Raw genomic sequence first — 11,767 nt, 5'->3', positions numbered from 1 at the left:
CGCCACGGTGCGCCGGGCAACAGCTGCCGTGGCGAGGTTGGCTGCTGAACATGCTGCCGACGCGAACACGCGCCACGTTGACGCAACGGCATCACCCGGCAGTGCATCCTCATCGCCCGCCACCTTCACCCACACCCGATGACGGCTGCCGTCTTACGCATTGGCCTGATCTCCGACACGCACGGCCTGCTGCGGCCCGAGGCCGTGGCTGCGTTGCAGGGCTGCGCGGCGATCATCCATGCCGGCGATGTGGGCAAGCCGGAGATCCTCACCGCGCTGGGCGCGCTGGCACCGTTGCATGCAATCGCCGGCAATATCGACAACACGCCGTGGGCAGCGCAACTTCCGCAAACGCTGGACCTGCTGATCGCAAATGTGCGCATCCATGTGCTGCACGATCTGAAAACGCTGGCAGCGGATGTCGCCGCAGATGTGATCATCAGCGGACATTCGCACAAGCCGTCGATACAGACGCACGACGGTGTGCTGTACGTCAATCCGGGCAGCGCCGGCCCGCGTCGCTTCAGCCTGCCGATCAGCGTGGGCACGCTGTGGCTGGGCGATGGCCCACCGCGGGCACAGGTGCAACTGCTGGAAATACACTGATGGACGTTGGATCCATGCAATACGGACTTGTGCAGGGATCTGGAGTGGCGAGCAAAACGACTGCACAGCCGTCAGGCAGGCGCGGTCGGTGCTCGGAAGCAACATATGCCACGCGTGCACTGCGGTTGTGAGCGTGCCGTCCGCACACAGTCGACTACCGCTCGCGACGCTGTGTCAGCCGCTCTTAGGCAACGCCACGCGATGAAGTGTAGCGGCCGGGAACACAGGCCACTTCTGCATGTTCCGAGCATGCGGTGCATGCAATGACCACCAGCAGCGACCGCTGACAACCTGTGCTGACGTGCCTGCTTGTCTAAACCTGCACGCGGGCCGTTCGTTGCCTGCATGTGTACGCGCGCGCGCCTTGCGCTGACCTGGTCTGCACGCAGGCGGGACCATCCTTGTGCATCGAGTCGCCGCAAGGATTTCCCCCATGAATACCCGTCGCCAGTTCCTTTCCGCCGCCGCTGCCGGCACCGCCGCATTGGCCGCCGCCCCGTTGTTGGCGCAGACCTCCGCGCCTGGCAGCGTGATGCCCACGCGCGGCAAGGCTGCCGCTTCAGCGTTGCCGACCAATCCCGCAGCCAAGGGCGCGCGCTATCGGCCGTCGAGTCGCCTGGGCTTTGGTGGCGTGGCGATCGGCAATGGGTTTGCGCCCACCAGCGATGCGCAAAGCGAAGCAACCCTGGCGGCAGTGTGGGAATCGGGCGTGCGCTATTTCGATACCTCGCCGTGGTACGGCCTGGGCCTGTCCGAGCGTCGTACCGGCCACCATCTGCACAATCACGCTGCAGGCGACTACGTGCTGTCGACCAAGGTCGGGCGCCTGCTCACCGCCATCGACAAGCCGCCGAAGACGATGTGGCAGCAGCCCTCGCCCTTCGACTACCGCTACGACTACAGCGCCTCTGGCGTGCGTCGGTCCATCGAAGACAGCCTGCAGCGGCTGGGCGTGTCGCAGATCGATATCGCCTACATCCACGACCTGTCCCCGGAGAACGAGAAAGACCTCGGCATGCCGTGGGAACAGCGCTTTGCCGAGGCGGTGAAAGGCGCGATGCCCGAGCTGACCAGGATGCGCAAGGAGGGCCTGATCAAGGCCTGGGGCTTTGGCGTCAATCGCCCCGAGCCGGCCTTGCGTGCGATCGAGGAGGCCGATCCGGACATCTTCCTGCTGGCCTGCCAGTATTCGTTGCTCGACCACGCGCAGGCGCTGCACGACACCTTCCCGAAGATCGCAAAGCACGGCGCGTCGGTGGTGGTCGGTGCGCCGTTGTTGGCGGGCTATCTTGCCGGCCGCGAGCGGTATCTCTACGACGGCACCGTGCCGGAATGGGCACCGGCCAAGCGCCAGAAGGCACTCGCCATCTGCGAGCGCCACGGCGTGGATCTGCGCACGGTGTCGCTGCAATTTGCCGCCGCGCCGAAGGTGGTGTCTGCGGTGATTCCGGGTGCGCGCACGCCCGAGCAGGCGCATGCGAATGCGGCCTCGATGCGCGTGGCGATTCCGGCAGCGGTGTGGGAAGAGCTCAAGCGCGAGCAGGTGATCGAAGCGGATGCGCCATTGCCTGTCGTGAGCTGATGCAGCTAGGAGCGACCAATAAAACCTGGCGAGCGAGTGCTTGTCAGTGAGTGCAGGATCGACTGCGCGGTCCCTTCACCGCTCGCGGGACACGCCGTGAACCCATCCCCGGGGGCGCGGTGGCGGCATCCAAGCCGCCACACGGTCCCGCAATTGGTGAGGACACCGCACCAGGAAGTTGGTCGGTTGCTTTGCCGAAAACCATACGCACCGACCCTCTCGACTAGTCCTTGCCCGCCCATCGTCGCGGGACCTTGAGCGGCATGGATGCCGCGCCAGAGCCTACATGGATGTACTTGCGGCGTGTCCCGCGATGGTGGGCGGGCAAGGGCCCTGCAGCCAGGCAGCACATAAGCCGGCCTGCAATTGACTGGCGTCAAGTAGGTTTGTTAGCCGCTCTAGTTGATCAGATGAAATGACGCATCACGGAATCAACAGCGGCCGTAACGCAGGTACGTGCTTTGCCAACTCGTCGGCAACAATCGCCGCGAACAGATCGGCGCCGTCCGCACCAAGATGGGTGTAGTCGAACGCGAGTTTGGCCTGGCCCATCGGCTCGGCGCTGGCATTGTCCTGCGCGCTGGCGGAGACGCTGCCCGCTGCCGCAATCTTTGACGGCGGCGGCGCATGCAATGCCTGCACCGGCGTCTTGCCAATCGTGGTGCCCGATTGCGCGGCAAGCACTTGCGCGGGCTCGGCAGGCCGCTGCGCCAGCCGCATCGCCAACACCGGGCCCATGCCCTGCACCAGCGCACGACTGCGCGCATGCAGATCGATCAACGGCACCTGCAATTCCTGCGCAACCTTGCGCGTGGCCTCCGCCCACGGGCCCAGGTCATCCACTAATTGGCCGCGCGCGAACTGCCGCCGCGTCAATGGCGTGACCAGCACCGGAATCGCACCGACGGCGCGCGCCTCGGCCACATACCGGCGCAGATTGGCGGGGAATTCGGTCGTCAGGTCGGTGGAACGCCCCGGTTTGCCGGGTTGGTCGTTGTGACCGAACTGGATCAGCACATAGACCTGTCGATAACCGCCGCTGCGCAGCTCGTGCAGCGCGATCTCCCATGACCCTTCGGCACGGTAGTTGGAGGTGCTGCGGCCACCGCGCGCCAGATTGAGGCAGCTCAGGAACGAGGTCACATGCTGTGCGCAGAAACTCGGCCCCCAGCCACCTTGCACGGCAGTGGTGGAATCGCCGACCAGCACGATCTTGCTGGCGGCAAGCTGCGTGCCGGTCGCGGGCACACCAGAAGCCGGCACGGTTGCAGGCGGCGCCTCAACAGCGTGTGCAGCAGGTGTAGCGGTTGCTGCCAGCAGAACCAGCGGTACGAGAGACGGGAAGCGCATGAGTCACCAGAGACGAAGAAGCGATCAAGGAACGGATGTCAGTCGGAAGACGAACGGAAGACCAAAGGCAGGCAGACGCCGAAATCGAGTTGGAAGACCAACGGCAGTCAGCAAGCCCAAGCACGATCACCGGGGCCACGCCTTGATTGGCACCACCCTGTAGCGGCAAACCCTGCCGCTGCAGCCGGCCATCAGCCCGCGCGAGGTGGCGCTCCACCACGCAGCGCTCAAAACGTGCCGCGTTGAACGAAAGGCGCCTGCTGGTACAGCTTGCGCTCGCCACCGCGCGGGTCGTGCTCCAGCCGGCTCGGTGTATCGAACAGCAGCGTCTCGCGGCGTTGCAGCGAATACGGCGTCCAATGCGGCAGGCTGCGATGATTCGGGTTGCCGCTGCGCGCGAACGCCAGCAGTGCCTGGCTCATCTGCGCGGCCATGCGCTGCGCATTGGCACCGTCGCCGGTGCGCGCGCCGGGCTGCGCAATGGTGTCGAAGACCAGCGGAATATCCAGCGTGTGGAAGGCGCCGAACTTGCCGCCATCCAGCGGCGAGCCCCAGTCCAGCTGATACACCCAGGTCGGTGCGCCCTGGCGCGCGCGCGCTTCGGCCTCCTCGACCGCGCCGCGCCACGAGCGGCCGGCGGTGGTCGCCGCAAAGAACACGTCCGAGGGCGAGTACTGCGGATACAGGCGGCGATATTCGGCAATCACCACCTGCGGCAACAGGTCGACGTATTGCTGGCTTTCCAGCCTGGCCGGCAGCTCGTCCCAGCTCAACGCGAAGTTCTTGGCGTCGTTGCCCAGAAACGCGCGCGTCTCGTCGCGGGTATTGCCGATCACCATGGGAATGCGGGCCGATTGCAGTGGCGCGGTCGGCCAGAACGGGTGCACCGGCACATTGCGCGCATCCAGCACCGGGCCGAAATACAACGCGCTGTTTTCCACCCGCGAGGGGTCGCGCAGCTGCGCGGCAGCCAGCAGCTGCGCCACCGGCAGCGTGCGGATCCGCGCAAGTTCCCCCGGCGCAAGTTTCAGCGCATCCAGCAGCAATTGCGCGCGCTGGGTGGCCGCGCGTGGCCCTGCCACGGTGACCTGTTGCCCGCTCATGGTCCAGGCGCGATGGAACAGGCCGCGCGCGGCCGGCATCGCCATCAGCGTGGCGATCTTGGCGCCGCCACCGGACTGGCCGAACACGGTGACGTTGCCGGGATCGCCGCCGAATTCGCCCGCGTGCTGGCGCACCCACTGCAGTGCCTGGATCAGGTCCAGCTGCCCGGCATTGCCGGAGTCGGCAAAGCCGGCATCGCCCAGCTGCGCCAGCGACAGGTAGCCGAACAGGTTGAGCCGGTGATTGACGGTGACCACCACCACGTCGCCGCGCTTGCACAGGCGCACCCCGTCGTACAGCGGGTCGCTGCCGGAGCCGGTGGTGTAGCCGCCGCCGTGGATATAGAACAGGATCGGCCGCTTGCCGCCATCGCGCAGGCCGGGCGTCCACACGTTGAGAAACAGGCAGTCCTCGCTGGTGGGTTCGCTGGCCTTGAGTTGCGGTGCGGCTGCACCGTAGGCGCCGGCATCGCGCACGTCCTGCCAAGGCGTTTCCAGCACAGGTGCCTGAAAGCGCCGCGCGGCGGTGTCGCCGCCATACGGGATGCCCTTGAACACGCAGATGCCCTGGTCGCGATAGCCGCGCAGCGCGCCGCCACGCACGCGTGCCAGCGGCGCGCTGTCATCGCGTGGCGGCGGTGCGGCCGCGCCGGCGACGCCGGGCAGCGCTGCTGCGGCAGTGGCAAGCAGCCCGCCACGCAGCAGCATGCGTCGGCGCGTGTCGGGCATGGACGGCGCTGTCATCGCGCCGCGTCCTGCGCAGGGATCACTGCCGGTGTCTGTGTCTGTGGAGATGCAGATGCAGGCGTCTGCACCCTGGTGACATGCGCGATCCAGGCCTGCGCCAGCTGCGGCCATGCGGCCACGGTCAGGCCGGTGCCGCTGGCGGTGCCGAAGCCATGGCCGCCCTGCGGGAAGACATGCAGCTCGCTCGCCACGCCGGCGCGCAGCAGCGCCTCGTGCATCAGCAGGCTGTTGCGCACCGGCACCACGGTGTCGTCCTGCGCATGCAGCAGAAAGCTGGGCGGCGTGCGGGCATCCACATGCAGTTGCGGCGAATACGCGCGCACCTGCGCCGCGTCTGGATTGCTGCCGAGCAGGCGCTCGCGCGAGCCCGGGTGCGCGTTGGCGCTGTCCATGTCGATGACCGGATAGATCAGCAGTTCAAAATCCGGCCGCGCGCTCAGCGCATCGGCTGCGTCCTGGGCCGGGTACACCTGCGCGGCGTAGCGCGTGCCCAGGCTGGCGGCGACATGGCCGCCGGCCGAAAAGCCCATCACCCCGACCCGTTGCGCATCGATGCCGTAGCGGGCGGCATTGGCGCGGATCAGCCGCAGCGCACGCTGTGCATCGGCCAGCGGCACGTCGGCGCCGTTCGGGTGGCCTTCGCCGGGCAGCCGGTAGCGCAGCACGAACAGGGTGATACCGGCCTGGTCGACGAAGCTCGGCACCAGCGCGCTGCCTTCGTTGTCGAGCACGATGCGCTGGTAGCCGCCGCCGGGGGTGACCAGCAGGGCGGTGCCGTTCGGCTGCCGGGGCCGGTAGACCACCAGGTAAGGCGTGCTGATCTGCTGGATATAGCGATCGGGCAGTGCAGGGTCGCTGCTGCGTTGGACGATGCGCTGCGGCTGCTGCAGCGCCTTGTCACCCGGTGCCAGCCGCTTGGGCCACAGCGGGATCCGGCTGGCCTGCTCGGCTGCGGTCTCGGCGCCAGGTGCCTCGGCGGCCAGCACCGGCCCTGCCAGCAGCAAACCCATCACCCCCACGGTCATGCACCGGCGCATGAGGCTCGAAAACGCGGCAAACACGCGCGTCTGGCTTGTCTGTTCCATCCACCCCTCCCAGGGTTGCTTCGTTCCTGCGGCCACTTTGCCGCACTGCACATTGCCAATGACACCGGTTTACCATATACAGCACACCGTGCCACTGTCGATTGGCAGTGCAACAAAAACACCTATCAGGGAGACACCCTTGAGCAACGACGCCGCCACCCCGCCATCGTCCACATCCTCGCTGTCGCAGATCGCGCAGCGCTTTGTGGAGGCACGCCGTGCAGGGGCATCGCTGCCCGACTTTCCCGGGCAAATCCCTGACGATCTGGTCACTGCCTACCAGGTGCAGGATATCGCCATCAGCCAGTGGGACGACCGGGTGGTTGGCTGGAAGGTGGGCTATATCGCTGCCGAGCGCCGCGACCATTCCGGCGACGAGCGCCTGCTCGGCCCGATCTTCTCGCACAAGCTCTGGAATGCTACCGGTGGAACAACCGAGTTCCCGATCTACGCGGGCGGCTTTGGCGCGGTCGAGGCCGAGTACGTGCTGCGCCTGGACGCGGACGCGCCGGCCGAGCAGACCCACTTCACCCCGGAGGAGGCGGCGCAGCTGCCGGCCACCTTGTTCATCGGCGTGGAGATCGCCAGCAGCCCGCTGGCCACCATCAACAAGCTGGGCCCGCGTGTGGTGATCTCCGACTTCGGCAACAACAACGGCCTGATCCTGGGGCCGGAAGTGACCGACTGGCTGGCGCGCGACGAATCTGCGCTGACCGCCGAAACCCTGATCGACGACCAGCTGGTCGGCACCGGCGGGGCCACCACGTTGCCGGGCGGGCTGCGCGCCGCCTACGCATTTGCGCTCGGCCGTTCGGCCCAGCGCGGGCGTCCGCTCAAGCGCGGTGATCTCATCGCCACGGGCAATGCCACCGGTATCCATGACATCGAAGTGGGACAGCATGCCCTGATTCGCTTCGCCGGCATCGGCGACATTTCCTGTACGGCTGTGTCCGCCAAGTAACGCCGGACCCAGTGACCAGACGCTTGGGAGGGCGCCAATGATCACACGCAGACATTTCCTCGGTGCCGGGCTCGGCGCCGCCGCGGCCGGCCCCTGGCTGGGCGCTGGCGCCACCACGCCGATTCCCGGCGGGCAGCTGCTCACCGCCACCGACGTGCACGTCGGCGACTACCCCACGGTGGAAGCGGTGCGCTGGTTCGGCAAGCAGCTCGAAGCGCGTACCAATGGCCGGCTCAAGCTGCGCCAGTACCACTCCGGCCAGCTCGGGCGCGAGTCGGAGGCGATCGACATGGCGCGCTTCGGTGCCATCGACATCACCCGCGTGTATTCGGGTGCGTTGAACAACACCTTTCCGCTGACCCAGGCGCTGTGCCTGCCGTACGTGTTCGACTCGGTGCCGCATCTTCGCCGCGCCATCGACGGCCATGTCGGCGACAGCGTGCTGCGCAGCTTCGAGCAGCGCGACCTGGTGGGCCTGGCCATCTACGATTCGGGCGCGCGCTGCTTCTACAACACCAAGCATCCGCTGCACCGCCCGGAAGATCTCAAGGGCCTGAAACTGCGCGTGGCCTCGTCGGACATCTTCCTCAAGCTGATGCGCATGCTGGGCGCCAATCCCACGCCGATGTCGCTGGGCGAGACGTTCTCGGCGATGGAAACGCACATGATCGACGGTGCGGAAAACAACATGCGCAGCTTCCAGTCCAGCCGGCATTTCGAAGCCGCGCATTACTGGTCGCAGAGCGAGCATTCCTACGCGCCGGACATCCTGGTGATGTCGCGGCAGAGTTTCCAGTCGCTGAGCCCGGCCGACCGCGGCCTGGTGGTGGAGCTGGCACGCGCCTCGGTCCCGGTGATGCGCAATCTGTGGGATGCCTCCGAGACCATCGCGCGCAAGCAGGTGATCGACTACGGCGTGAAGCTCAACCAGGTCGACATGCCGGCGTTCCGCGCCGCCGCCGCGCCGCTGCTGGCCGAATACCGCAAGCAGCCCGAGATCGAAGCGCTGTACCGCCGCATCCGCGATTTTGCATAGAGGTGACCCGATGACCGAACCCGAGACCGTCGCCGTCCCGGTCGCGCCGTTGCAGCGCGCGCTGGACCGCGTTTCCGATACCGCCGTTGGCGTGGCCTCCATCGCGCTGCTGGGCCTGGTGGTCGTGCAGGGCTGGCAGGTGTTCACCCGCTACGTGCTCAACGATTCGCCCAGCTGGACCGAGCCGGTGACGTTGCTGTTGCTGAGCACCGCGCTGAGCCTGGGCGCGGCCGCCGGCGTGCATTCCAACCGCCACTTCGGCTTCTACCTGCTGGGCGAACACGTGCCACCGCTGGTGCGCCGCGTGTTCGACCTGATCCGCCCGCTGATGATCATCGCCATCGGCGCGGTGCTGGCGTGGTGGAGTGCGGCGCTGCTGCTCGATGGCCTGGACATCAAGATGGCCGGCGCGCAGATGCCGCAGAGCATCAACTACCTGCCGCTGTCGATCGGCGGCGCGCTGATGGTGCTCTTTGCCTTGTACAAGCTGTGGCGTGTGCTGCGCCCGATCCAGGCCGGAGGAGTGCGCTGATGGGCATCGCGATGTTGTTGGGAACCTTCGTGGTGCTGCTGCTGATCGGCGTGCCGGTGGCCTACGCCTTGGGCGCGGCCGCACTGGCCACGCTGCTGTATCTGGACCTGCCCACGGTGGTGCTGGTGCAGCAGATTTCCGCCGGCAGCGGCTCGGCGTCGTTGATCGCCATTCCGCTGTTTATCTTCGCCGGCGAGTTGATGCTGCGCGGCGGTATCTCCGAACGCCTGATCGCGCTGGCCTCGTCGCTGGTGGGGCGGGTGCGTGGTGGCCTGGGGCAGGTCAGCGTGCTGTCGTCGCTGTTCTTCGGCGGCGTGTCCGGCTCTGCGATTGCCGACGTCTCGGCGGTCGGCGGCACCATGATCCCGCAGATGATCAAGCGTGGGTACGACCGCGATTACGCGGTCAACGTGAGCATGACCGCCGCGCTGGTGGCCTTGCTGGTGCCGCCCTCGCACAACCTGATCCTGTTCTCGGCCGCGGCCGGTGGCGGGCTGTCGATCGCCGACCTGTTCGCCGCCGGTATCTTCCCCGCGCTGCTGATGACCGCAGCAATGATGGTCACCGGCTATGCGGTGGCACGCCATCGCGGCTACGGCACCGAGCCGTTCCCGGGCTGGCGCGCGGTGGCGCTGCGCCTGTTCGGCGCGTTGCCGGGCCTGGGCCTGGTCGCGTTGATCTTCATCGGCATCCGCGCCGGCATCTTCACCGCGGTGGAGAGTGCGGCGATCGCGGTGGTGTACGCCTTGATCGTCACCGCGCTGCTGTATCGCCAGCTGCGTTGGGCCGAGTTCTTCGCGGCAGTGACGCATGCGGCACGCACCACCGGCGTGATCCTGTTCGTGATCGCCACCGCCGCGGTGTTCGGCTGGTTGCTGGCCTACCTGCAGGTGCCGGCGGCGGCGGTGAAGTTCCTGCAGGCCATCGCCGACAGCAAGAACACCGTGCTGCTGATGATCGTGGTGATGCTGTTGCTGCTGGGCATGTTCATGGACCTGGCACCGAAGATCCTGATCTGCACGCCGATCTTCCTGCCGGTGGTCAAGGCCTACGGCATCGACCCGATCCACTTCGGCCTGGTGATGGTGCTGGCCGGCGGCATCGGGCTGATCACCCCGCCGATCGGCTCGGTGCTGTTCATCGGCACCTCGATCGGGCAGATCACCATCGCCCAGAGCATGCGCACGATCTGGCCGTTCTGGCTGGCGGCCTTGTGCGTGCTGTTGATCGTGGCGTTCTTCCCCGAACTATCGCTGTGGTTGCCACGCGCATTGCGCGCGTAACGCCATGACGCGCTAAGCGATCGGGTGCCTGGTGGATGGGCGTGATCGATGCGGCAGGTGATGCCGCATCGATGCCCCACCTGCCGGGCGCGTGCGACGCCTTGCCGAGCGTGCAGGACGTTGCTGCCGGCGGGAGGGTTCCGCCTCATCCGGTTAACCGGTGGCATTGCCCACCGGTTGCCGCCAAGCCCCGGGATCGGGGACAGGAGAGAGCATGCGTACAGGTATCACTTCATCCCGATGGCGTTGGCTGCTGGCCAGCGGCCTGCTGCTGTGCGCCGGGCTCGGCGCCGCGGCCGACTGGAAGCGCGGCATCGAGCATCAGCGCGTCGCCGATCAAGGCAACGGCACCTTCCTCAACCCGGTGCTGGCAGGCGACCACCCCGACCCGTCGGTGCTCAAGGACGGGCAGGATTACTACCTCACGCTGTCCTCCTTCGATGCCTATCCGGGCCTGCCGATCTGGCATTCGCGCGACCTGGTCAACTGGCAGCCGCTGGGCCACGCCATCACCCAGAACGTCGGTGCGATCTGGGCGCCGGACCTGATCAAGCACGGCAAGCGCTATTATATCTACTTCCCGGCGCGGCGCGGCGACCAGGGCGAGCGCAGCAACTTCGTGGTCTGGGCCGACGACATCAACGGCCCGTGGAGCAAGCCGATCGACATCGGCCTGGGCAAGTACATCGACCCCGGCCATGCGGTGGGCGAAGACGGCAAGCGCTACCTGTTCCTGAGTGGCGGCGATTACGTGCAGCTCTCCGACGACGGCCTGAAGGTGGTCGGCACCCCGAAGCACGTCTACGACGGCTGGAAATATCCGGAAAGCTGGGACGTGGAAGGCTACGCGCAGGAAGGCCCCAAGATCACCCGCCACAACGGCTGGTACTACATGACCACCGCCGTGGGCGGCACCGCCGGCCCGCCGACCGGGCACATGGTGATCACCGCGCGTTCGCGCTCGATCCATGGCCCCTGGCAGAACGCGCCCAACAACCCGATCACCCGCACCAGGAGCGCCGACGAGCCGTGGTGGTCGCGTGGCCACGCCACCCTGGTGGAAGGCACCGACAAACGCTGGTGGATGCTCTACCACGGCTACGAACACGGCTACTGGACGCTGGGCCGGCAGGCACTGCTCGACCCGATCGAATGGACCCCGGATGGCTGGTTCGTCGCCAAGGGCGGCGACCTGGGCACGCCGTTGAAAAAGCCCAGCGGGCAGGCCCTGCCGCATGGGCTGGCGTTGTCGGACGACTTCCGCGCCAGCACGCTGGGCCCGCAGTGGTCCTTCTTCAACCCGGCCGCCGACGAGGCCAAGCGGCTGCAGGTGGGCAACGGCGTGCTGCGCCTGCAGGGCAAGGGCAGCGCCCCGCGCGATGCCTCGCCGCTGACGGTGATCGCCACCGACCAGGCCTACCAGTTCGAAGTGCAGATGACCGTGGCACCGGGCGGGCAGGGCGGGGCGCTGCTGTTCTACAG

At 67.2% G+C, this 11,767-nt stretch carries 10 protein-coding genes and 1 other RNA gene; 8 read left to right on the top strand and 3 right to left on the bottom strand.

Annotation, left to right across the window (positions count from 1 at the left end; genetic code table 11):
* Positions 1-138: 138 nt before the first annotated feature.
* From EO139_RS21165 to EO139_RS21155, 3 genes are all read left to right on the top strand, one after another.
* Complete coding sequence (locus EO139_RS21165) at positions 139-606, top strand: metallophosphoesterase family protein (RefSeq protein WP_126972375.1); 468 nt, start codon at positions 139-141, stop codon at positions 604-606.
* Between the two features lie 103 nt (positions 607-709).
* Positions 710-786: non-coding RNA, sX9 sRNA (locus EO139_RS21160), on the top strand.
* A 253-nt stretch (positions 787-1,039) separates the two neighbouring features.
* Positions 1,040-2,188, top strand: coding sequence for an aldo/keto reductase (locus EO139_RS21155; RefSeq protein ID WP_126972373.1), 1,149 nt, complete (start codon positions 1,040-1,042; stop codon positions 2,186-2,188).
* A 423-nt stretch (positions 2,189-2,611) separates the two neighbouring features.
* Here EO139_RS21155 and EO139_RS21150 read toward each other — a convergent pair whose 3' ends face one another.
* The 3 genes from EO139_RS21150 to EO139_RS21140 all read right to left on the bottom strand — a co-directional run bounded on the left by EO139_RS21150 (position 2,612) and on the right by EO139_RS21140 (position 6,413).
* Positions 2,612-3,538, bottom strand: a complete 927-nt coding sequence (locus tag EO139_RS21150; protein ID WP_126972371.1) for a rhamnogalacturonan acetylesterase — start codon at positions 3,536-3,538, stop codon at positions 2,612-2,614.
* Between the two features lie 227 nt (positions 3,539-3,765).
* Positions 3,766-5,385 carry a carboxylesterase/lipase family protein gene (locus EO139_RS21145; RefSeq protein WP_164739965.1) on the bottom strand — a complete coding sequence of 540 codons (1,620 nt, stop codon included), beginning with the start codon at positions 5,383-5,385 and terminating at the stop codon, positions 3,766-3,768.
* Positions 5,382-6,413, bottom strand: a complete 1,032-nt coding sequence (locus tag EO139_RS21140) for an alpha/beta hydrolase (protein WP_126972403.1) — start codon at positions 6,411-6,413, stop codon at positions 5,382-5,384. Before EO139_RS21140 ends, EO139_RS21145 begins: the two co-directional genes overlap by 4 nt.
* A 199-nt stretch (positions 6,414-6,612) precedes the next feature.
* Here EO139_RS21140 and EO139_RS21135 point away from each other — a divergent pair, with 199 nt between their 5' ends.
* The 5 genes from EO139_RS21135 to EO139_RS21115 all read left to right on the top strand — a co-directional run.
* Entirely contained in the window at positions 6,613-7,434 is an 822-nt protein-coding gene (locus tag EO139_RS21135; RefSeq protein WP_104650412.1) for a 2-keto-4-pentenoate hydratase, read from the top strand.
* Between the two features lie 37 nt (positions 7,435-7,471).
* Positions 7,472-8,470: a TRAP transporter substrate-binding protein gene (locus EO139_RS21130; RefSeq protein WP_104586361.1), complete on the top strand. Its 999-nt coding sequence runs from the start codon at positions 7,472-7,474 to the stop codon at positions 8,468-8,470.
* A gap of 10 nt (positions 8,471-8,480) precedes the next feature.
* Positions 8,481-9,002, top strand: a complete 522-nt coding sequence (locus EO139_RS21125; protein ID WP_164739963.1) for a TRAP transporter small permease — start codon at positions 8,481-8,483, stop codon at positions 9,000-9,002.
* Positions 9,002-10,285 (top strand): TRAP transporter large permease, encoded by a 1,284-nt coding sequence (locus tag EO139_RS21120; RefSeq protein ID WP_104586363.1) that lies wholly within the window; start codon positions 9,002-9,004, stop codon positions 10,283-10,285. The genes EO139_RS21125 and EO139_RS21120 overlap by 1 nt, the downstream gene beginning before the upstream one ends.
* Before the next feature lie 214 nt (positions 10,286-10,499).
* Positions 10,500-11,767 (top strand): family 43 glycosylhydrolase (locus tag EO139_RS21115; protein ID WP_126972369.1); only part of this gene is annotated, 1,268 nt, incomplete at its 3' end.

The sequence above is a fragment of the Xanthomonas sp. BRIP62411 genome, assembly GCF_003993525.1.
GTDB lineage: Bacteria > Pseudomonadota > Gammaproteobacteria > Xanthomonadales > Xanthomonadaceae > Xanthomonas > Xanthomonas euroxanthea.
This window is presented reverse-complemented; position numbering and strand designations above follow the sequence as displayed.